Annotated in this window: 23 protein-coding genes; 8 read left to right on the plus strand and 15 right to left on the minus strand. The window is 58.4% G+C overall.

What is annotated here, in order from left to right; genetic code table 11:
• Window positions 1-127 precede the first annotated feature (127 nt).
• The gene (locus PWP93_RS11185; protein ID WP_421044523.1) at window positions 128-931 is read left to right on the plus strand and encodes a hypothetical protein; all 804 of its coding nucleotides are present in this window, start codon (window positions 128-130) and stop codon (window positions 929-931) included.
• Between the two features lie 209 nt (window positions 932-1,140).
• Here PWP93_RS11185 and PWP93_RS11190 read toward each other — a convergent pair whose 3' ends face one another.
• The 3 genes from PWP93_RS11190 to PWP93_RS11200 all read right to left on the minus strand — a co-directional run bounded on the left by PWP93_RS11190 (window position 1,141) and on the right by PWP93_RS11200 (window position 2,974).
• Window positions 1,141-1,383: a hypothetical protein gene (locus tag PWP93_RS11190; protein ID WP_421044524.1), complete on the minus strand. Its 243-nt coding sequence runs from the start codon at window positions 1,381-1,383 to the stop codon at window positions 1,141-1,143.
• Window positions 1,383-1,949 (minus strand): tyrosine-type recombinase/integrase, encoded by a 567-nt coding sequence (locus PWP93_RS11195; protein ID WP_421044525.1) that lies wholly within the window; start codon window positions 1,947-1,949, stop codon window positions 1,383-1,385. Before PWP93_RS11195 ends, PWP93_RS11190 begins: the two co-directional genes overlap by 1 nt.
• Before the next feature lie 521 nt (window positions 1,950-2,470).
• Entirely contained in the window at window positions 2,471-2,974 is a 504-nt protein-coding gene (locus tag PWP93_RS11200; protein WP_421044526.1) for a hypothetical protein, read from the minus strand.
• 113 nt (window positions 2,975-3,087) lie between these two features.
• On the opposite strand from PWP93_RS11200, the gene PWP93_RS11205 reads away from it, so the two are divergent.
• Window positions 3,088-3,534, plus strand: a complete 447-nt coding sequence (locus PWP93_RS11205) for a DUF6641 family protein (protein ID WP_421044527.1) — start codon at window positions 3,088-3,090, stop codon at window positions 3,532-3,534.
• Between the two features lie 76 nt (window positions 3,535-3,610).
• On the opposite strand, the gene PWP93_RS11210 is transcribed toward PWP93_RS11205, so the two are convergent.
• Entirely contained in the window at window positions 3,611-4,429 is an 819-nt protein-coding gene (locus PWP93_RS11210; protein ID WP_421044528.1) for a hypothetical protein, read from the minus strand.
• Window positions 4,430-4,510: 81 nt separating this feature from the next.
• Window positions 4,511-4,984: a hypothetical protein gene (locus PWP93_RS11215; RefSeq protein ID WP_421044529.1), complete on the minus strand. Its 474-nt coding sequence runs from the start codon at window positions 4,982-4,984 to the stop codon at window positions 4,511-4,513.
• Between the two features lie 587 nt (window positions 4,985-5,571).
• Here PWP93_RS11215 and PWP93_RS11220 point away from each other — a divergent pair.
• Window positions 5,572-5,904, plus strand: coding sequence for a hypothetical protein (locus PWP93_RS11220; RefSeq protein ID WP_421044530.1), 333 nt, complete (start codon window positions 5,572-5,574; stop codon window positions 5,902-5,904).
• On the opposite strand, the gene PWP93_RS11225 is transcribed toward PWP93_RS11220, so the two are convergent.
• The 3 genes from PWP93_RS11225 to PWP93_RS11235 form a co-directional block, all read right to left on the minus strand.
• Window positions 5,859-6,695, minus strand: coding sequence for a macro domain-containing protein (locus tag PWP93_RS11225; RefSeq protein WP_421044531.1), 837 nt, complete (start codon window positions 6,693-6,695; stop codon window positions 5,859-5,861). The genes PWP93_RS11220 and PWP93_RS11225 overlap by 46 nt on opposite strands.
• A 32-nt stretch (window positions 6,696-6,727) precedes the next feature.
• Window positions 6,728-7,327, minus strand: coding sequence for a TIR domain-containing protein (locus PWP93_RS11230; RefSeq protein WP_421044532.1), 600 nt, complete (start codon window positions 7,325-7,327; stop codon window positions 6,728-6,730).
• Between the two features lie 184 nt (window positions 7,328-7,511).
• The gene (locus tag PWP93_RS11235; protein ID WP_421044533.1) at window positions 7,512-7,787 is read right to left on the minus strand and encodes a CRISPR-associated protein Cas2; all 276 of its coding nucleotides are present in this window, start codon (window positions 7,785-7,787) and stop codon (window positions 7,512-7,514) included.
• A 657-nt stretch (window positions 7,788-8,444) separates the two neighbouring features.
• Between PWP93_RS11235 and PWP93_RS11240 the strand changes: the two genes are divergently transcribed.
• On the plus strand, window positions 8,445-8,630 hold the full coding sequence (locus PWP93_RS11240) for a hypothetical protein (protein ID WP_421044534.1): 186 nt from the start codon (window positions 8,445-8,447) through the stop codon (window positions 8,628-8,630).
• A 143-nt stretch (window positions 8,631-8,773) separates the two neighbouring features.
• Here PWP93_RS11240 and PWP93_RS11245 read toward each other — a convergent pair whose 3' ends face one another.
• The 4 genes from PWP93_RS11245 to PWP93_RS11260 form a co-directional block, all read right to left on the minus strand.
• Complete coding sequence (locus tag PWP93_RS11245; RefSeq protein WP_421044535.1) at window positions 8,774-9,760, minus strand: tyrosine-type recombinase/integrase; 987 nt, start codon at window positions 9,758-9,760, stop codon at window positions 8,774-8,776.
• Between the two features lie 311 nt (window positions 9,761-10,071).
• Window positions 10,072-10,566, minus strand: coding sequence for a pantetheine-phosphate adenylyltransferase (coaD, locus tag PWP93_RS11250; protein WP_213297710.1), 495 nt, complete (start codon window positions 10,564-10,566; stop codon window positions 10,072-10,074).
• A 111-nt stretch (window positions 10,567-10,677) separates the two neighbouring features.
• Window positions 10,678-11,328: a 16S rRNA (guanine(966)-N(2))-methyltransferase RsmD gene (rsmD, locus tag PWP93_RS11255; RefSeq protein ID WP_421044536.1), complete on the minus strand. Its 651-nt coding sequence runs from the start codon at window positions 11,326-11,328 to the stop codon at window positions 10,678-10,680.
• Window positions 11,329-11,553: 225 nt separating this feature from the next.
• Entirely contained in the window at window positions 11,554-11,736 is a 183-nt protein-coding gene (locus PWP93_RS11260; protein WP_421042616.1) for a hypothetical protein, read from the minus strand.
• On the opposite strand from PWP93_RS11260, the gene ftsY reads away from it, so the two are divergent.
• Window positions 11,735-12,727, plus strand: a complete 993-nt coding sequence (gene ftsY, locus PWP93_RS11265; RefSeq protein WP_421044537.1) for a signal recognition particle-docking protein FtsY — start codon at window positions 11,735-11,737, stop codon at window positions 12,725-12,727. The genes PWP93_RS11260 and ftsY overlap by 2 nt on opposite strands.
• 113 nt (window positions 12,728-12,840) lie before the next feature.
• On the opposite strand, the gene maiA is transcribed toward ftsY, so the two are convergent.
• A complete protein-coding gene (gene maiA / locus PWP93_RS11270) occupies window positions 12,841-13,488 on the minus strand; it encodes a maleylacetoacetate isomerase (RefSeq protein ID WP_421022913.1) in 648 nt (215 codons plus the stop codon).
• Between the two features lie 111 nt (window positions 13,489-13,599).
• A complete protein-coding gene (locus tag PWP93_RS11275; RefSeq protein WP_421044538.1) occupies window positions 13,600-14,298 on the minus strand; it encodes a fumarylacetoacetate hydrolase family protein in 699 nt (232 codons plus the stop codon).
• A gap of 297 nt (window positions 14,299-14,595) precedes the next feature.
• Between PWP93_RS11275 and ybiB the strand changes: the two genes are divergently transcribed.
• Both ybiB and leuA read left to right on the plus strand, forming a co-directional pair.
• Complete coding sequence (gene ybiB / locus PWP93_RS11280; protein ID WP_421044539.1) at window positions 14,596-15,561, plus strand: DNA-binding protein YbiB; 966 nt, start codon at window positions 14,596-14,598, stop codon at window positions 15,559-15,561.
• A 542-nt stretch (window positions 15,562-16,103) separates the two neighbouring features.
• Window positions 16,104-17,750 (plus strand): 2-isopropylmalate synthase, encoded by a 1,647-nt coding sequence (gene leuA, locus PWP93_RS11285; RefSeq protein ID WP_421044540.1) that lies wholly within the window; start codon window positions 16,104-16,106, stop codon window positions 17,748-17,750.
• A 170-nt stretch (window positions 17,751-17,920) separates the two neighbouring features.
• Here leuA and PWP93_RS11290 read toward each other — a convergent pair whose 3' ends face one another.
• A complete protein-coding gene (locus tag PWP93_RS11290) occupies window positions 17,921-18,304 on the minus strand; it encodes a nuclear transport factor 2 family protein (protein WP_129561084.1) in 384 nt (127 codons plus the stop codon).
• Between the two features lie 584 nt (window positions 18,305-18,888).
• On the opposite strand from PWP93_RS11290, the gene rpoH reads away from it, so the two are divergent.
• Window positions 18,889-19,830 (plus strand): RNA polymerase sigma factor RpoH, encoded by a 942-nt coding sequence (rpoH, locus tag PWP93_RS11295; RefSeq protein ID WP_421044541.1) that lies wholly within the window; start codon window positions 18,889-18,891, stop codon window positions 19,828-19,830.
• Window positions 19,831-19,904: the final 74 nt, after the last annotated feature.

Consider the following 19,904-nt stretch of genomic DNA (forward strand, 5'->3'; position numbering starts at 1 on the left):
AAGCGCTCGAGAGAATTTCCTGAGCCGGATCGGGGCAATCCGGGACATCTTGGCGAATCCCCTATCGGTTGATACGACGCCCGTCCCCACTCCGAGTAGCTCCGCTGTCGTAGTACGCAACGGTTGCATGGTTATGCTGTTTTGTGCATTAGAGGGCTTCGTTCGGGATCGAAGCCTAGAATGCGCGACCGCGATTGATCAAACCACAGTACCCTATACGCATCTTCCCGTTGGGCTGAAGGTCGCGTCATTAATAGCAACGTTTGAAGGATTGGCTAACTTGCCGCGCAGTATGCCCGTTGCCGATAAGATCTCAGAATTTGAACAGGCAGCATCCGCTGTTGCTGCAGGCTCCCTTGGTTCACCGTACCAATTTACTCGATACTCATTTGCGCGGGACAAATCGAATGTGGGTGCCGACGACATTTCAACGATTGCAAAACGTTTCGGAGTGGCTAATTTTTGGAATGCTGCCGGTACTGTGTGCTTTAAGGCAGGCATTGCCGTTCAAGGCAATTTTGACGACCTATTCAAACAGCTAGCAATCGAGCGGCATAAAGCGGCTCACGTATCTATGCACAGCGTCCCGCACGCCCGTTTATCAGCTTTCGTGTGGGATACGCTCGCTTGTGCGCTGGCGTTCGATGCATTGCTCTCGACAGCGACAATGAAACTCAGCACGTCACAGATTGCGACAGGCGTTGCTCCGGCGGCTGTTACAGGAGCCGACGTTGACTTTTTGGCGGTAAAGCCTCGTCCGGACGGCAAATGGGCCGCCATCCTGCCGCAAAGAACCAAGGCGCTGTTTCTGGAATCGACCCGAGAGGCCGCGCTTGCCCGAGCCGTGCAAGTCTCTACCACGCGGAAACTGTCGATAATTTGCCACGATAGTGCCGGCCGAGCATCCGCGTGGAGATCTCTCATCGGGTAAAAGCACCTTACGGAACCCGTTTCATCGAGCCATGACTGCCGCAACGCAGGCAACCGTCGTTGCTGCTCCAGTTGTGATTCGTGCAACGATGATCGCGGCATCCAACGGTACCGCAATTGGTACAGCGGTAGATATTCGCACCGTGTTGACCTGCATAGTTTGCGATACGCCCGGGACAGCTTGCCATGTGTGATTTCCCCTTCAGTTGATTAAACGCCTGCCACTCTGAACAGGTCTGCTTTGTCCGACGGCGCAAACCGCGCGATGCCGATACGCCGGTTGAACAGTTGGACTGCTTTATCGAGATACTGCTGATCGGTCAGCCGGTGCATGTCCTGTCCGAGCGACCAGCCATTACCGAGTACGTGCGTCAGGTCCGGCCTGCTCTCGTGCCTGAACGCAAGCGCAAACCGGCGACGTGCTTCTATCTGAGCAGAGCTGTATCGACTCATCACACGAGATCCACGGCCTTACGCTGCATCTCGTCGTTGACGTCGATGTACCGCTGCGTCGTCGAAATATCTCGATGTCCTGCTAGCGACATCAACACTCGCACGCCTACGCCCTTGCTTGCCAGATTCGTGATGAACGACCGTCGGCCGGAATGGCTGCTCGCGCCCTGAATGCCCGCTTCCTTGTAGAGCCAGTGGAAGTACTGGCAGAGCGTGTTAGCTGTGAACCCGGCCCGCTTCTGCGTATAGAACAGCGGTTGTTCAGGTAGCGGATTCTTCAAGCTCGCAACATACGCGGCCAGTTCCCGTCGTAACTTCTGCCCGAGAAAAACCGTGCGTGCATGTCGGCCCTTCGTCTGTTCTGGTGCAAGTCGAATTTCTGACTTGATCGAACCATCCGTATCGAGCACGTCGCCCACGAACAGCGCGGCGACTTCGCCAACACGCATACCGGCCCAATGCGTCAGTAGCACCATCGCCCGATTGCGCAACGCATGCCGCCGGAACGAGACGTAGGTCAGTACCTGCTTTAGTTCTCTTTCGGTGAATGTCTTGGCCTGCTTCATTTCCCCTCTGAGCAAATAAAATCCATGCCCAGAGGATGTATTCTTTAGTTATACGGATCAACAAAGGAATGACGCCGCGTAGGCATCAGAGGAATCAAGCACCTACGCAACAACCAAAGGTTTTAGCAGAAACCTTTGATTTCGACATGCCGCTGATATGGAGTGTTGGTTAAACCAACAAGTGACTTAGCGCTGCCGCTGAAATTGTCGGTCGACCGGACAATTTTCCTTCAAGTAACGCCGTTGAAGTGGAAGCAGAGGTAAAGGAGGAGAGGGATGGATGTTATGTGCATCAGGTTATTTCCTATCGCATGCTCCATCCGTTCCTTGTTCGTCGTATCGCTCACATGCAGATGTCTGTAACTTCTTCGTGTCCTTCTTCATGGGATCTATCAGAGGAGTTATTCATCGGAATCTATAACCGTAGTAAATCATTAAAGAACATCGTATGCAGAGGTTCTTCGTTTTGAAAGCTGCGAGGGCCGTAAACCATCACGCAGCTAGGCATTTCTGTCGGAACGTTATTCCTTGGGGAGATGGACGTTGTCGTAGTCCACATTGTCGGCATCGCCCATGCCGACCTCTTTTGTGATGTAGTTAATCCAACCATCCGCTTCCAGCGGTTGGACGTCGATTTCGGCATAACCGAAATCTGTTTTTAGCCATGCAGCATGGATCATGCTGGTGATCTGCGCATCCTCGTACTCTGGACGGAAGTTTCCGATCATGCAGTGGTAGTGCAGGCGTTTGTCGGTTGCGAGACCTTCTATAACAGGAATGACATGGACACTTACACCAAATCGTTTGGCTGCTTTCCCATATACGGCTATGCTCAAATTGCGAAGGAATAGCCTGAAATTCTCTTTCGCTTCGATTTCCGTCAGATGCTGTCTGGTCAATCCCTTTGTGGTCATGACCTCACGTGATTGCTTCATCGTGAGCGTAACGGCATGAGTGAAGCTCGATGCATGCTTACGCATCCACTCCTGCGTCTCTCGCTTTATTTCTTCGTTCTTTTTTGCCATAGCTATATTTAGTGCAGCTAGGACAAAACAGCCTATATAACCGAAAAATTCTGTTGATTTCACCAGTGACCGAATACATCCTCCTCTGTATCGAAACGGTATAGGAGGAATACATGAGCGCAATCGCAAATCTGAAGATCGTCGCCGCGAAACGACCCAGTACACTGCCGCAGATCGTGCAGCGCCGTAACCGGCTGATCGCGCAAATCTGGGAACAAACGGAACTGGCGAAGGCTCAACAGGCCGGAACGTCGTTTACACCGACGAAGTTCCGTTCGGTGAAGGATGCCGAAACCGGCGAACGCCGTAACGTTGAAGTGCAGAAGCGCGTCCGTGCCTGGTGGTGGACCGCTGAGAATGGCCGCGTCCACATGTTCGTCAAGTACGGGGCCAAGACGCTGGAACTTGCCAAGGGCAAACAGGCGATTGAAGTCGGTACGCTGGACGATCTGATCCCGACTCTCGACACGCTCAAGGCTGCAGTCGTCGCCGGTGAACTCGATGCTCAGATCGAGACCATCAGCGGTCAGATGCGCTCAGGTTTCGTCAGCAAGAAATGACGCAAATGGGGAGTCCGGAAATCGGACTTCCCATTCGATCGGTGAGACTGCGCATTCCAAGCTGTCTGCTGTAGCTCTACAACGCCGACGCGTCGCTAGCATCACTAGCGAAGTCAATTGAACCTATCCGAGCCTTTAGCGCTTCAAAGTCTGTGCATGGATAAGAAAACGCGATGAATTCTGTATCGTGAGCGTGGTTCAAGGCGATTGAGGGTGGATCAAAGCCCCCCATAAATAGGAGCTGAGCCGACTGATCCACTGACAGCGATGAGGTTACCTGCCCGGATAGAAAAAGCACCACATCGTCGAATGGCATACCGACCGGCGGTAGCACCATCAAGCCTGCACGATCAATCCCATCGGATGTCTTAATTACAGGGATTGCGCCTGGAACGATGATTTCCGGGAAGTTTATTCCCGACAGCGGAAATCGCCATGCGGTCAGCTTTATAGCAGGCACATCGTTCGGCAAGTTGAACGTCAGTTGCCTAGCCTTTGCACTGGGAAGATAGGGAAAGCTATCGAACTCTTGAACCTGTATGGTAAATAGATGCCCTTTTTGCTCGGTCAGGGGCACTGACCTCCGCCGAATCTCTGTTTTCACCTTTCCGTCTTGAGAAAAATGAGCCTCGCCATCGGTGTGGTGAGAATACTTCACCAGATGACTAGCTACCTTTCCCCCCTCAGATAAGTCGATGTTCGTGGGATAATTAGTGCCCGCGATCAATTTTGCTCGACACAAAATTCCTTCTGTCGAGCGAAATCCGGGAAAAAAGACATAGATACTGCCGTCGCGGGCGAACATGATCTTCGCGATGCGGCGCATCGTGCCGGAAACGCCGAATACGACGTCGAAATCTTTGAATCGCGTAATGGATAGGTCGGTCTTAAGCATTTTGCCCCCCGTATCGACCGTCTTTTCGGAAGACGAGTGGACCTGCGCATCATTGATCTGATTCGCTCGGCTCCATCCTATCTAAGTGTTCGGTAAGCGCGGTAGGTCGCCCGCGAGCCATGCAACAAGGCGCTCATGCCAGTTCAATGTGACATTGGGCTCGCGATCGAGCCTGATGCACTCGCCAAGATGCGCCGGATTGCAAAGCGCACCCAATACTGCCGAATCTTGTTTCTGGATTTCTACTAGCTGCTCGGCAATCTCTGCGTCAGAGAGCGATCTCGATTTTGCCAAAAGGCGGTCGTAAGCATCGCGTTGCGTCGCAGCCAGCATCTGTTTGACCGCAGGCTGATAGACAATTACAAACACCGTGATGGCGCAAAGTGACGTTGCAATCGCGTACTGCAACCAATTCGGAACGTTGGCGAAGACAGACGCTCCGAGAAAAAGCTGTGCAAAAGACGTTCCGCGATCAATGCGACCTAACAAGGTTGACGTCATACGCTCAAGGCGCGCGGAATAGCCGAGCTGAAAGATCAACTCGTCGCGTTCCAATTTCTACCCCTTCGGCTTGGGATTCGGTTTCGCAGGCGGCTTCACAGGCGGCACTGGTTGACGCGACACGTGACCAGGCACAACGGTTTGTCCGCTGGGTTTGGGCGCTGGAGCCCGCAGCGCATGATCAAACGTCGGCGTTCCAACAGGCTTCTTTGGTGTTGCCATATGCTCTCCGCTAGGTTCAATTGTTATGCATGTTGGCTAACCGATGCATCATTTCTGAGGGGGAGGATTCGGATTTGTTTTGGGAGCCGGGACGGGCTGCCGAGGTACGTGAACTTGGCCGGGTAACGGCGTAGTTTGCTGCCGAGGCTGAGGCACCGGTGCTCGTAACATGTGTTCGAGGCTTATATTCCCGAGATCTGATTTTTTGGGGGTCGTCATTGAACTTCACAGTCCGTCAGGCAGGAACTGAAATCCTACCATGTGACGATCCCGGACATCGGTACGGAATTTCGATCTAGCGGCAGGCCAACTAACATAGATTGTCGGCAATCTTGGCCGAGCCCGAATGACGGATTTGATGGGCCGATCATAGTCTCCGCTTGCATAAATACCTGCACACCACTACGGCGACAATGACGATGAGATACCACGACATCCTGACCCACGCCGGCCTGCATGAAATCGCAGACCTTGAGCAGCAGCGCATCAAAGCGCAGAAGCAATCCGCTAAACGCCAGACCGCCGCAGCGAAGCGTGCGGACTTGACGCATCGAATCGACAAGTTAAAAAAACAGCTTTCCGACCTCAACGCCAAGCCGATCCGACCGGCATCCGAAAAATGTCGGTCGAACCGACGTTTTCCACAGGCGCAAGACAGTGGTCAACGTCGGTACGCTCGCGGATCTCGCCCCGACAATCGAAATGATCAGACGCCGTTTCTCGCCGACTTGATATCAAGTAGGTTAATCTGATCGATCTTGTCCTTGTGAATGACGATGGTCAGCTTCGCAGGATACTTAAATCTCATTTCGCTGATTCTGAACGTCCACAGCATTATCTTCAGCAAGTCTTCGTCGCCAATGTTTTTGTGTCCCTTGATGCGTGTTATTCCCGACCCAAAGACAGTGGTCGAAACGCTCTTTTGAGCGTATACGTTGTTTACCTTGTCCCAGAAATTTATCAGAAACTCTAGATACTCTGGCATCGTCAACAATGCCCTGTTGCTTTCATCAAATTTCGAAAACGCGGTAAGGAGATAGTCATCATAAATACAGACTGTCCCGATTTGATACTGCTTCTTTTTACCCTGCTTTCGATCATCGTTGTTCCCTACGATCTCACCGGGATCGAAAGCATAGTTCTCAATGTGGCGATCCAATTCTGAGACAGGGGCGCCTAGATACTTCTGGATGAAGATACCGTTGAGGGACTCTTCGCCGATGACCTTGTTATCTACAAGCGTATCGAAGTATTCATTGAAGGCGATTGCTTTCAATCCCGGCTGCTGGAAGATGTCGCCCACCTTGACTGTAACCTTGCTCCCCTCTACGTTTATGTCAATACTGTTCAGATTGTTCGACCAAACCCAAATCACCAAATAGATTGCAACCAGAAGCGCTAGGAAAAGCCAACCGCCACGCAATTTCCAATCACTTGGAATATCGACAAACAGCACGACCACCGAAAGCGTACTGCCAATGACGGACGTGCTCCCGAGAAATTTCTTGATAACTCGCTTATCAAAGAAGTTAACTTTTGCCATGGACCGGGCGGCTCGCTCTAGACGTTAGGTGTTTACGTTGTATATCGATAGATATCTGGACTCGCCTTGCTACCGACAAAAAAGTCACTATCCAGCAGAGCATTCTTAATAAGACTCTTTTGCATCGGAACGTGAAGTGTTGGCACTTTGTTCATCGAGTCACGGAAAATTGGAAGATTATTCCAAAGATTTCTCACTGCCTGCTTCAACACTCCGCTCGCCAGAAGACTCTCCTTCGTTTCGTACTCGGGGTAGATAACGATGACCGGTAGCCCTTGGTCATTGATGCCGTAGTCGACCTCCTCCCTGAGTGCCCGGGAATTTTTTGTGGTGGAACTCAGAATTAGGACGACATTCTTGGAGCTTCGAAGACGCTCCCTGAGTCTCGGCTTCAATGTCGATTCCCAATTACTACCGTCGCGGACGCTGTAAGTTTTATCGTGCGCATCATTAAAAGGAAAGGAAGCGTCAGCCCCTTTCCACGTCCGCAGAAGATTATAGAAACAAAAATCCTTCGTCGCATGAGCACCCAACGCACTGGAATTGAACGGCTCAGCGACATAAAAGGCGGTGTAATTTCCGTTTCGATACGCCATAGCAACTCCCCCAATCCATAGGAAAAGCCAATGCATTCTAAGTTCGATATGCCCGCTTCTCACATTAGTGAGAATTTCGGACAACCGGCGCGACGCTACCGAGCCGGCCCCAGGAAAAATCAATATTGAGTCGGTGGCCAGATGCGCTCGGAAACGTAGCGCGAAGCCCCCCCCTTCGAAGCCTTCGGTGATAAATTCACCTGTCTCGCGAAATAGGCACTCACAAATTGTCTTTCAACCAGATCGAGCCCTTGTCGCCAAATCCGCGCCATGCCCCTACGCCTGACGCTTGAGCAACGAAAAGCTTGTCATCACGATGCATGTGCGGCGACAACGTGTCCCGAACTTCGACCGCCGTCTTGCTCGTGACGATTACCCACGTCGAATCCAAGTGGTGCCACCAGTTAGAAAAGGAGGTCTTCAGCGCATCAATGAGATTCGCGTAGTCGTGACCGTCTTTATGCGTTAGGTCGTAGCCGACAATGAAAGTGGCCATGGAAGCACCCGTACTAAATGTCAGAGAACCCGCAATCGCCCGGAAACACTGATTCCGGGCGATATACCGCACCGTTATTTCTTCGGAGGTTTTCCTGCCCCATTATGCGCAGGGCGATCCATCTGATAGGTCTGACCGGGTTTCGGCGTCGGCGGCAATGGCTTGCCCTTCACCGCCGTACGTTCTTGTCCGGTATCCCCGCCACGCGGACCCACTATCCCGTATTCGCCTGAACGTGGCGCGGGCTGCCCAGGCTTCAATCTGCTCGCCATACTTCTACTCCTATGACGATCGCGCGATCATTTGCAACGATGCTTTACGGTTTATGTTCGCGCTCAACCTTAAAATAGCCACCTGTCGCTTCGGAAGAGTCTTGGCGGCTGACCGGACGACGGATCTGCACTTTTTGCTGCCCAGATCGATCGCCGGTAAACAGTACCGTAAACTTTTCGTCCGATGAAGGCCGAAATACCAAATAAGCCAACGAAAAGTTTCAGCTACGCAAGATGTTGTGCCGCACAACGTTGGCGCCATTCGATATAGCTCGCCGAAGAATCGTCGTACATCGCAAGCTGTCCCCGCTCCAAACTTGGCTCGGACGGCCCATGCGCATCCATCCGCTGCATAAATATTCGAGCAACCAATGGAATAACGACGATGAGATACCACGAAATCCTGACCTACGCCGGTCTGCGCGAAGTAGCAGACCTTGAACAACAGCGCATCAAAGCGCAGCAGCAAGCCGCCAAGCGTCAGACCGCCGCAGCGAAGCGTGCCGACTTGACGCACCGAATCCAGAAGCTGCAAAAGCAGCTATCCGACCTCAACGCAAAGCCGATCTGATCAGCGTCCGGCCAATTGTCGGTCGAACCGACGTTTGCAAGCAAAACAAGCCCTGTTCGCACGTAATCGAACAGGGCTTCGTCGTCAGAGAACTGCGTTTTTCGAGATTTCTCTTGTGTACGGTATACACAAGTTATCAGGGCTTATCCGAGCTTCTTCGCCAGTTCGCTCGCCGACGTGTGGTAGTACCGACTCAGCATCTGAACGTTGGAATGTCCGGTCACGGATGCAAGCTCGATCACGTTCGGCAGCTTTTTAGCAAGACTCGTCGTTGCCATGTGCCGTAGATCGTGAAAGTGAAAGTTCTCGATTCCGGCACGCTTGCACGCTCGCGGCCACGCACATAAGACAACGTTCTGGCTGATCGGAATAACGCGCTCGTCGATGCGCTCCAACTCCTCCAGAATCGCAATCGCGGCACTGCTCAATGGAACATACCGATCCCTACCATTTTTCGTCATCGGCAGATAGGCCGTGCGCTGATCGAAATCGACGTGCCTCCATTCCAGAGACAGCAATTCGCCCTGCCGCATCGCTGTCTCCAGCGCAAGCTTCACGAGCGGGAGCAGCCACCTGCTCCGTAATTCATGGCGCTCCGCATGCAGTTCATGCAGGAGGCGATCAAGCTCGGCAGGCTTCAATATGCGATTCCGCCCAGGCGGCAATCGGGGCTTTTTCACAAGCTTCGTCGGATTGCTTACTGAGAGTCCCCATTCACGTTGCGCATGCGTAATCACGGCGCTGATCGTCGCGAGTTCGCGGCAGACGCACGAGTTGGTAGCCACCTTGAGACGTTGATCACGGTAATCAGCCAGCAGACTGGCCGTCAGATTGCGCATGCTGTACTCGGCGATCTTGTGGCGCAGCATTTTGCCGATCCGATATTCTTCGCTGCGCCTGCTACGCTTGGTCGGCGTGATCGATTCCTTGTAACGCTCCAGCAGTTTGCCGAAGGTTATGTCGGTCGTACCTGCCGGATCGACCCACGTTCCGTCGTCCATCGACGTTTCGACGGAACGTGCCCAGACTTGCCCTTCTGCCTTCGTCGCAAATGATTTGTACTGCGTAGGAAATCCCTTGCGATTAACTTTGACTTGCCAGCGTCCGCTGCGCTGACTGAATGTCGCCATGTTTTTGCCTCTGAGTTGCAGTTGAGTTGCAAAAACATGATTTCGGACAATTGGAAAAGCTGGAAAGCCTCAGCCCATGGTCAAATCAATGATATGACCCCAATTTTCAATTGATGCACTCGTCGGTAATCATCAGGGCCATACTACTCTCACGTTTCCCTTCAAAAACAATTAATTATAGCGCTGCGACCGCAACGATGCCGGGGCGTCCAAGCACGCAGCCGCGCGCCTGCGGCCACTTGAGAGAAGCAAAAAAGGCGGCGCCGCACAAATAATGGCTACGGCGGGTGCCGCTCGAACTCAGGCGTTGATCACGCCGGGCCGCCGAGCGCGGCCACCTTGTCCTGGAGTCGCTTTTCCACTGAGGGGAACACGAACTTGCTGACATCACCGCCCAATTGGGCGATTTCGCGCACGATCGTGCCCGAAATGAACTGATATTGATCCGATGGCGTCATGAACATCGTTTCAACATCGGGCAGCAGGTAGCGGTTCATGCCCGCCATCTGGAACTCGTATTCAAAGTCCGACACGGCGCGCAAGCCGCGCACGATCACGCGTGCGTTGTTATTGCGCACAAAATCCTTGAGCAGGCCCTTGAAGCTCATGACCTGAACGTTCGGATAGTGGCCGAGCACCTCATGCGCAATGTCGAGCCGCTCTTCGAGCGAGAAGAACGGCTTCTTGTTGCGGCTGTCGGCGACACCGACCACCAGCGTGTCGAAAATGCTCGACGCGCGCCGCACGAGATCTTCGTGACCGCGCGTGAGCGGATCGAACGTACCGGGGTACACGGCGACTACCATGAGGCTTCTCCTCTCAACTGAAATGGGGCGCAATGCGCGGTTGATACGCCGCATGCGCAAGTGCCTGCGTGGCGCCAGAATCCGCCCGCCCGCTTCCTTATCGAACGCGCATTATTCCTCATTTTCGCGTTGCAGCAAATGATAGTGAACCGCCCCTGCCTTGCCCTCGCGCACCACGCTCCAGCCCCCCAACGCGGGCTGCGCCGCGGGATCCACGGGCTCGCCAGACTCCACGTAGAGCCAGCCATCAGGCGCGACGAGGGGCGCCGCCAGTTCAAGCGAGCGCACGAGCAGCGCGGCATCGCCAAACGGCGGATCGAGGAACACGACGTCGAACGATCCCGGCGCGAGACTGGCGGCGAGCCGCAGCGCGTCGGCTTCGGCCACTTCGATCATGCGCGCCGCCAGATGCGCCTGGTTCGCGCGCAATTGCGCGGCCGCGCGCGCGTTGCGCTCGACCATCACCACACGCGCCGCGCCGCGCGACGCCGCTTCGAAGCCGAGCGCGCCGCTGCCCGCGAACAGGTCTAGGCAGCGCTGGCCATCGAGGCGCTGGCCGAGCCAGTTGAAGAGCGTTTCGCGCACGCGGTCGGGCGTGGGCCGCAGGCCCTCGAGATCGAGCACTGGGAGCGGCGTGCGTTTCCAGTCGCCGCCGATGATGCGGATCGTGTGCGTGCCGCCGGCACGGCCGGCTTGCGCGCCGGGTTTTGCGCCAAGAGCGGCGCGCGCACCTTGCGGGCGCGGGGAAGATGAACGGGCCATGCGCTTTTTTTCTGAGTGAATCGGTGCCGATCTGCGCCGGCAGACACCGCGCCGGCCAATGCGCGAACGTTACCACAGGGCCGGGCGCGCGCTGGATATCTACCGCACGTCTGCAGCAACGACGCGCCGGGAAGCGCCTGATAAAATGACGTGTTTTCCACGCGTTGCCCGCCACGTTGCCCACTTGTGCCACGTCGATGAGCGACGTCGATGACCGTTCCTCGGTCAGACCCGCAGCGCGTTTTCCTCACACCAGACCATGTTCAGTTTCTTCAAACGACTCCGGGGCTCAAAGGGCGCCGGAAACGAGGCGGCCGAAACCGACGCGGCGCCCGAAGCGCCAGCGACGCCCGACGCATCGGCGCCCGCCCTGCCCGACGACCACTCTTCCGCTGCACCGGTCTCCATGGCGCCCCCAGCCGAGGCGGTCGAAGCCCAGGGCACCTACGAAAACGAAGCCGTCGAAATCGTCCCGCCGCCCGCGCCCGACGCCAGCGCGAAAAAGTCATGGCTCTCGCGCCTGAAGTCCGGGCTTTCGAAGACCAGCTCGAACATTCAGAGCATCTTCGTCAACGCCAAGATCGACGATGACCTTTACGAAGAGCTCGAGACCGCACTGCTGATGTCCGACGCGGGCGTCGACGCGACCGAGTACCTGCTGGAAACGCTGCGCCAGAAAGTGCGCGCCGAGCGCCTGACCGACGCCCAGCAAGTGAAGAATGCGTTGCGCCAGTTGCTCGTCGACCTGCTCAAGCCACTCGAAAGATCGCTGATGCTGGGCCGCGCGCAGCCGCTCGTGATGATGATCGCGGGCGTGAACGGTGCGGGCAAGACCACGAGCATCGGCAAGCTCGCCAAACATATGCAGAGCTTCAACCAGAGCGTGCTGCTGGCTGCTGGCGACACGTTCCGCGCCGCCGCGCGCGAACAGCTCGCGATCTGGGGCGAGCGCAACAACGTGACGGTCGTGCAGCAGGAAAGCGGCGACCCCGCCGCCGTGATCTTCGACGCAGTGAGCGCGGCGCGCGCGCGCGGCATCAATGTGGTAATGGCTGATACGGCCGGCCGTCTGCCCACGCAGCTGCATCTCATGGACGAGCTCAAGAAGGTCAAGCGCGTGATCGGCAAGGCGCTCGACGGCGCGCCGCACGAAGTGCTGCTCGTGATCGACGCGAACACGGGCCAGAACGCGCTCACGCAGGTAAAAGTATTCGACGATGCGCTCGACCTGACCGGCCTCATCGTCACCAAGCTCGACGGCACCGCGAAGGGCGGCATTCTCGCTGCCATCGCGCGTCAGCGTCCGATCCCGGTGTACTTCATCGGCGTGGGCGAGAAGGTCGAGGACCTTCAGCCGTTCGTGGCCGAAGAATTCGCGGATGCGCTGCTCGGGAACTGATCCTATCCCGCTGCAAGGACGAATTGATGCACATGCAAAAGGCGTCGTTCTCGCGAACGACGCCTTTTTTCATGCGCTCATGCACAAGCGGGACAAGCGCGCCCGCGCCCGCGTCACTCGGCGTCCGGTTGCACGCCCGGCGCGGCGCGCACGAACGCATCGAGCTGCACCGCATGGTCGTGGATGCGCTGGATGGTCGGATAGCGCGCCGTGTCGATCTTGAAGCGATGCGCGTTGTAAATCTGCGGCACGAGGCACAGGTCGGCGAGAGTCGGCGTATCGCCGTAGCAGAGCTTGCCCGTGCGCGGATCGTTCGCAAGGCGCTGCTCCAGCGTGGCGAAGCCAGCTTCGATCCAGTGCCGATACCAGGCATCCTTGGCTGCATCATCCACGCCCAGCGTGTGCTTCAGGTATCTCAGCACGCGCAGATTGTCGAGCGGATGAATTTCGCACGCGATCTGCAGCGCAATCGAGCGCACGTGTGCGCGGTCGGCGGGCGACTTCGGCAACAACGGCGGCTCGGGATGCGTTTCCTCGAGATACTCGATGATCGCCAGCGATTGCTGAATCGTATGATTCTCGTCGTCGATGAGCGTCGGCACGATCGCATCGGGATTGACCTTGCGGTACGCGGGCTTCAGTTGCTCGCCGCCCTCGCGCACCAGATGCACCGGCACGTACTCGTACGGCAGGTTCTTCAGGTTCAGCGCGATGCGTACGCGATACGATGCCGAACTACGAAAATAGCTGTAAAGCTTCATGCTCCCCTCATGTCTTTTGTCGATCGGAGTGATTGCTTTGGCACTTACTCCGGTCCCATGCAAAGCTCGTGCTCCGGTCCCATGCAGAGCTTGCCGGTCCTCTGTCTCGCTTCACACCACGCGCACGGAGAACTCGCCGATGCCGTCCACGCCGCCCTTCATCACATCGCCCGGCTTCACCGCACCAACGCCTTCCGGCGTGCCCGTATAGATCAGATCGCCCGCCTTCAGCTCGAAGAGCGTGGAGAGAAACGCGATGGTGTCGGCAACGGGCCAGATCATCTGCGAAATGTCGGAGCGCTGCTTCTCCTCGCCGTTCACCGAGAGCCAGATCGCGCCATTAGCCATCCGGCCGACGTCCGCCACGCGATGAATCGGGCCGATGGGCGCGGAATGGTCGAAACCCTTCGCGATATCCCACGGGCGGCCGAGCTTCTTCGCTTCGGCCTGCAAGTCGCGGCGCGTCATGTCGAGTCCGAGCGCATAGCCGAATACGTGGTCGAGCGCGTGCTCGACCGGAATATTCTTGCCGCCCTTACCGAGCGCGGCGACCAGTTCCATCTCGAAGTGGACATTCTGCGACTGCGTGGGATACGGGAATTCGGCGGTCGTGCCGGGCGCGACGTAGAGCAGCGCATCGGCGGGCTTGGCGAAAAAGAACGGCGGCTCGCGGCTCGGATCGTGGCCCATCTCACGCGCGTGCGCCTCGTAATTGCGACCGACGCAGTAGATGCGGCGCACCGGAAAGTGCACATCGCTGCCTGCCACGGGCACGGCGGCTTGCGGTACCGGGTCGAATACGTATGTCATCGGGTTCTCCATCTTGGGATGCGCCGCGCGCCGCTCAAAGCGCACGGCAAGCGAGCGAGCCGCACAGGCACATCGATAACGCCCGCGCGACGTAGAACGCGAGTGTAACGCGCTGCGGAGACGATGCGCCGCGGCGCTCGTGCGATACTTGCCGCATCTTCTTTTGCTCTGGACTACCTGGACCGATTCAGACCGAGCCGGTCCAACTTACAGATGCAAGCAGTCCGGACCCGCCCCAATCGCTCCAATCGCTCCAATCGCCCCAATCGCCCCAATCGCTCCATTCACCACGCCGCCATGAACGCCCCCGATTCCACCGACACCTTCTCCTGCGCCCGCTTCATCAAGGAGATCGGCCGCGGGCCGCACGGTGCGCGTTCGCTGTCGCCGGAAGACACGCAGGCGCTCTACACGGCGATGCTCGACGGCCGCGTGCCCGAGCTCGAACTGGGTGCGGTGCTGCTCGCCTACCGGCTCAAGGGCGAGACCGCCGACGAACTCGCCTCGATGCTCGCCGCCGCACACGCGTCGTTCACGCCCATCGCGGTAGCCGAGGGCGCGTATCGCCCGGTGTCGATTCCGAGCTACAACGGCGCGCGCAAACAGCCGAACCTCGTGCCGCTGCTCGCGCTGCTGCTAGCGCGCGAAGGCGTGCCGACGCTTGTGCACGGCGTCGCCGAAGATCCGGGCCGCGTGACGAGCGCGGAAATCTTCGCCGCACTGAACCTGCCCGCCGCGCACGATCACGCCGAAATCGAGGCTCAGCTTGGCGAGCGCCGCGTGGCATTCGCGTCGATCGAAACGCTCGCGCCGAGGCTCGCGCGTCTCCTGTCGCTGCGCAGGCGCATGGGCGTGCGCAATTCCACGCATACGCTCGTCAAGCTGCTGCAGCCGTTCGCGCACCCCGGGCTGCGGCTCGTGAACTACACGCATCCCGCCTATCGCGAAAGCCTGAGCGCCCTGTTCGCGGCGCACGCCGATGCAGCCGTGGGCGGCGCGCTACTCGCGCGCGGCACCGAAGGCGAAGCGGTCGCCGACACGCGCCGCCAGGTGCAGGTGGACTGGCTACACGACGGTGTCTGCGAGACCTTGATCGAGCCTGTGCGCTCGTCACCGGATACGCCCGAAGTCGACTTGCCCGAAGGCCGTGACGCCCCCACGACGGCAACCTGGATCGAAGCGGTGCTGCGCGGCCATGCGCCGGTGCCCGACGCCATTGCCCGCCAGGTCGAAACCATCAAGCGCATCGCGAAGCGCGTTTAGGTACGACGCTTAGGTACGACGCTTAGGTACGGCGTTTAGGTACGGCGTTTAGGCCCACGCTGGTCAACGTAGCGTAGCGAATTCGCTGTTGACACATTCGCCGGTCCTGACTTACATTGGACGAATGCGTTCCTTTCCGAACACCCTCCGAATTACCTCCGGCCGCCTAGCGGCCCTATCGCTACGTCTAGCGTAAGCCAGGCGTAGCGCTGCACGACCACCTCTCCGGTCGGCAGTCCTCCCAAGCAGTTCTCGCAGTACCCCAAACCGCAGTTTCTCTACAACCTAGTCGTCTGCATTCGTCCGTTTACCGTTCGGACGAGTCGCGAGGGTCAAAATGCACGTTGCATGGGCTTCGTTCACGTCCTTTTTTGCCGCGCCGGTTACCGCCGTCCCCGTGGCCTGCTTCTTCGCGTCCGTGGTTGCCGCCCGTTCGCCGGAAGTTGTGCGCTCCGTTGCGTACATCGTGCCTCGTCGTCAGCAAGCCAGCCGCTCGCTGCCGACCACCATCGCAAACGACACCATGAAGAACGAGGCATGTCATGTTGCGTAATCCCGCCGAGAAATACCGCCCTTTCCCCGCCATCCGTTTGAACGGCCGCCGATGGCCAACCCGCACCGTCGAGCACGCGCCCATCTGGATGAGCACCGACCTGCGCGATGGCAACCAGTCGCTGATCGAGCCGATGAGCATCGAGCAGAAGCTCGAGTTCTTCGAAATGCTGGTCGAGATCGGCTTCAAGGAGATCGAAGTCGGCTTTCCGTCGGCGTCGCAAACCGACTTCGATTTCGTGCGCAAGCTGATCGACGAAAAGCGCATTCCCGATGACGTGACGATCGAAGTGCTCGTGCAATCGCGCGAAGAACTCATCGCCCGCACGTTCGAGGCGCTCGAAGGCGCACCGCGCGCGATCGTGCACCTCTACAACGCGATCTGCCCGTCGTTCCGCAAGATCGTGTTCGGGCAATCGAAGGACGAGGTGAAAGCGCTTGCCGTGGAAGGCACGCGCCTGATCCGCGAATACGCCGACGCGCGCCCCGACACGCACTGGATCTACCAGTACTCGCCCGAGACCTTCAGCATGAGCGAGCTTTCGTTCGCGCGCGAAGTCTGCGACGCCGTCGCCCAGACCTGGCGCCCGACGCACGATCACAAGATGATCGTGAATCTGCCCGCGACGGTCGAAGCCGCGATGCCCAACGTCTACGCGGACCAGATCGAGTGGATGGACCGCAACCTCGCATACCGCGACAGCATCGTGCTCTCGGTGCATCCGCACAACGACCGCGGCACGGCCGTGGCCGCCGCCGAAATGGCGCTGCTCGCGGGCGCGGACCGCATCGAGGGGTGCCTGTTCGGCAACGGCGAGCGCACCGGCAATGTCGATCTCGTCACGCTCGCAATGAATCTCTATACGCAAGGCATCGACCCGGGCCTCGACTTCTCCGATATCGACGCCGTGCGCCGCGTGGTCGAGCGCTGCAACCAGTTGCCGGTGCATCCACGCCACCCGTATGCGGGCGACCTCGTGTTCACGGCGTTTTCGGGCTCGCATCAGGACGCGATCCGCAAGGGCTTTGCGCAGCAACAACCCGACGCCGTCTGGGAAGTGCCCTATCTGCCGATCGATCCCGCCGATCTCGGCCGCAGCTACGACGCCGTGATCCGCGTGAACAGCCAGTCGGGCAAGGGCGGCGCCACCTGGCTGCTCGAGCGCGGCATGGGCTTCACGCCGCCGCGCCGCGTGCAGATCGAATTCAGCCACGCCGTGCAGACGGTCACCGACGGCTCGGGCGAGGAAATTTCGGGCGACGCAATTTGCGCGCTCTTCACGCGCGAATACCTCGAGACGCACGGTCCAGCCACGCACGCCGGCGCGGGGCGGGTGCGCTGGGAAGGCCGCGACGTCGCCATGCCGGCAGCGGCGCAGATCGATCAGGCCCACGCCCAGGCAATGGCCGGGGCGATTGCGGCAGCCTCGGGGGAAAGCGTCGAAATCACTTCATTCGAAACCATGCGCACGACGCAGGGCGCCACGGCGGTATTCGTCGGTTGCCGCGTGGGCGGCCAGCCGCTGCGTCACGGCGCCGGCGTGGCCGACGACGCCGCCCATGCGGCTGTCGCCGCCGTGGTGAGCGCGGTCAACCGCGCCGCCTGGCCTCGGGTTGACCAGCGCGCGGCGGCCTGATTACACCGGCATGCATGCCGCTCCTCGCACAGACGCGGCGGCATGGTGAAACCAGCGGTTCGGCAGAAAGCAGTACCCGGGCTTAGCGTTGAGCGCCGGCGGCAAAACGGGCCGTCGGCGTGCGCCCGATACGCTCAGCAAGCGATATCGGCGAGTGGACCTACCGGTCGTCACTCGACAGCGCAACGCGTCGCCTGCCACGCGAGCAGACGCCAGTGGCCATCCTCCTGGGTCTGAATCGCCGTGTAGGCAATGGGATAGAGCAACGCGCCGTTGTTCGCTTCCATTTCGATCAGCGCGCGGCCCGAGATCACGCAGGCCTCGCGCCCCACCGGCAGCACATCCTGCGACTGGATCTCGATCTGGCGATAGCGGCGGCGCCCCGCCGTGATCGCATCGATGAACTGCTGCTTGGTCTCTCGTTTGCCGTTCGTGTGGATGAAGGTGGCGTTGTCGGAGAGGAGTTGTTCCAGCGACGAGCCGTCGCCGTCCACCATTGCGCGAAACCGCTCGCGCTCCAACCCGCGAATCGCATCGATTATTTTTGCAGCCATTGCTCGAGCCCCTTGCGCAAGAGTCCGCATCGTCGCGTCGATCCGCGCCGAAGATTTCTCGCACGCGCCTCGATGAAATTTATACCAGGTTTTGACGCATGGAAACTTGCGATCAAAAGCATCGCCTCCATCCAGGATAAATCATCGCCAATGCGCAGCGCGACGTGCCTGACCGGCCATGAATGTCGCATCGCAGCACTTTTGGGCCGCCCCGTTGTCTATTGAACAGATCCCGGCGGAGAAATTAGGGCCATGATAAAGGCGTGACCCCAGGGTGTCAGCCGCCTCTGGAGCGCATCGCGATTCCCGGCTTTTTCCTCGACTTCATCCGCGACGGATGGCAACGCGTTCTAGAGTATTTCTTCGGCCTTCAGTGTCTTCCAGGACTGCACCGCGCGGCAAACCCCGTCCAGCTTGCCTCTCGCGGATTCGTCGAAATCTATCGAAACAAATATTTCGATAGGAGTGAACGGAACCTTGAAGTCCCTACAGACTCGAAGTATTAGCACTCGTTAATTGAGAGTGCTAACATCCACCGTGGAGTCGATGTCTGACTTTCGCAAGATCCCTTAGGAGTTCGCTACGTGAGCAACGCAATGACCATGACCCTTCCGAGTGTGCTTAGCCCGTCGTCGGCCAAGGCCGGGGGTTCGGGTGTACTGGCGCTCGCGAACGCTTCCATGCTGCCCGGCCAGCTCGGCAACATCGACGCCTACATTCAGGCCGTGAACCGGATCCCGATGTTGACGCCGCAAGAGGAGCGCCAATTCGCGACCGAGTTTCGCGAGCAAAACAATCTCGAAGGCGCGCGCCGTCTTGTGCTGTCGCACCTGCGCCTCGTGGTGTCCATCGCGCGCAATTACCTGGGCTACGGCCTGCCGCATGCCGACCTGATCCAGGAAGGCAATATCGGCCTGATGAAGGCTGTGAAGCGCTTTGACCCCGAGCAGAACGTACGTCTCGTGTCCTACGCCATGCACTGGATCAAGGCGGAGATTCACGAGTACATCCTGCGCAACTGGCGCATGGTGAAGGTCGCCACGACCAAGGCGCAGCGCAAGCTGTTCTTCAACCTGCGCAGCCACAAGCAGGGCCTGCAGTCGTTCACGCCCGAGGAAATCGACGGCCTCGCGCAGGAACTGAACGTGAAGCGCGAAGAAGTCGTGGAGATGGAAACGCGCCTTTCGGGTTCGGACATCGCGCTCGAAAGCCAGACCGAAGACGGCGAAGAGTCGTTCGCCCCGATCGCCTGGCTCTCCGACTCGCATAGCGAGCCCACCGCCGTGATCGCCTCGCGCCAACGCGACCGCCTGCAATCGGACGGCATTGCAAGCGCTCTGGAAGCCCTCGATGCGCGCAGCCGCCGCATCATCGAGGCGCGCTGGCTGAACGTCGACGACGACGGCTCGGGCGGCTCGACGCTGCACGAACTGGCCGACGAATTCGGCGTCTCGGCCGAGCGCATCCGCCAGATCGAAGCCAGCGCCATGAAGAAGATGCGCACTGCGCTGGCCGAGTACGCCTAAGCTTCAGCTGAGACACTGAGTCGCACGAAGCCGCGAGAAGGCCGCGCCACGAGGCTCGGCACGCAAAGCCCCAC

Origin of the sequence: Paraburkholderia sp. A1RI-2L (assembly GCF_048957375.1) — a bacterium.
GTDB lineage: Bacteria > Pseudomonadota > Gammaproteobacteria > Burkholderiales > Burkholderiaceae > Paraburkholderia.

Coding starts and splice junctions, on each gene's coding strand:
- ybiB (WP_421044539.1), top strand. CDS start 14,596: ATGAACGCCCCCGATTCCACCGACACCTTCTCCTGCGCCCGCTTCATC.
- PWP93_RS11290 (WP_129561084.1), bottom strand. CDS start 18,304: ATGGCTGCAAAAATAATCGATGCGATTCGCGGGTTGGAGCGCGAGCGG.
- ftsY (WP_421044537.1), top strand. CDS start 11,735: ATGGCGCCCCCAGCCGAGGCGGTCGAAGCCCAGGGCACCTACGAAAAC.
- leuA (WP_421044540.1), top strand. CDS start 16,104: ATGTTGCGTAATCCCGCCGAGAAATACCGCCCTTTCCCCGCCATCCGT.
- coaD (WP_213297710.1), bottom strand. CDS start 10,566: ATGGTAGTCGCCGTGTACCCCGGTACGTTCGATCCGCTCACGCGCGGT.
- PWP93_RS11205 (WP_421044527.1), top strand. CDS start 3,088: ATGAGCGCAATCGCAAATCTGAAGATCGTCGCCGCGAAACGACCCAGT.
- maiA (WP_421022913.1), bottom strand. CDS start 13,488: ATGAAGCTTTACAGCTATTTTCGTAGTTCGGCATCGTATCGCGTACGC.
- PWP93_RS11230 (WP_421044532.1), bottom strand. CDS start 7,327: ATGCATTGGCTTTTCCTATGGATTGGGGGAGTTGCTATGGCGTATCGA.
- PWP93_RS11260 (WP_421042616.1), bottom strand. CDS start 11,736: ATGGAGACCGGTGCAGCGGAAGAGTGGTCGTCGGGCAGGGCGGGCGCC.
- PWP93_RS11225 (WP_421044531.1), bottom strand. CDS start 6,695: ATGGCAAAAGTTAACTTCTTTGATAAGCGAGTTATCAAGAAATTTCTC.
- PWP93_RS11275 (WP_421044538.1), bottom strand. CDS start 14,298: ATGACATACGTATTCGACCCGGTACCGCAAGCCGCCGTGCCCGTGGCA.
- PWP93_RS11210 (WP_421044528.1), bottom strand. CDS start 4,429: ATGCTTAAGACCGACCTATCCATTACGCGATTCAAAGATTTCGACGTC.
- PWP93_RS11245 (WP_421044535.1), bottom strand. CDS start 9,760: ATGGCGACATTCAGTCAGCGCAGCGGACGCTGGCAAGTCAAAGTTAAT.
- rsmD (WP_421044536.1), bottom strand. CDS start 11,328: ATGGCCCGTTCATCTTCCCCGCGCCCGCAAGGTGCGCGCGCCGCTCTT.
- PWP93_RS11190 (WP_421044524.1), bottom strand. CDS start 1,383: ATGAGTCGATACAGCTCTGCTCAGATAGAAGCACGTCGCCGGTTTGCG.
- PWP93_RS11195 (WP_421044525.1), bottom strand. CDS start 1,949: ATGAAGCAGGCCAAGACATTCACCGAAAGAGAACTAAAGCAGGTACTG.
- PWP93_RS11185 (WP_421044523.1), top strand. CDS start 128: ATGGTTATGCTGTTTTGTGCATTAGAGGGCTTCGTTCGGGATCGAAGC.
- PWP93_RS11220 (WP_421044530.1), top strand. CDS start 5,572: ATGAGATACCACGACATCCTGACCCACGCCGGCCTGCATGAAATCGCA.
- PWP93_RS11235 (WP_421044533.1), bottom strand. CDS start 7,787: ATGGCCACTTTCATTGTCGGCTACGACCTAACGCATAAAGACGGTCAC.
- PWP93_RS11200 (WP_421044526.1), bottom strand. CDS start 2,974: ATGGCAAAAAAGAACGAAGAAATAAAGCGAGAGACGCAGGAGTGGATG.
- PWP93_RS11240 (WP_421044534.1), top strand. CDS start 8,445: ATGAGATACCACGAAATCCTGACCTACGCCGGTCTGCGCGAAGTAGCA.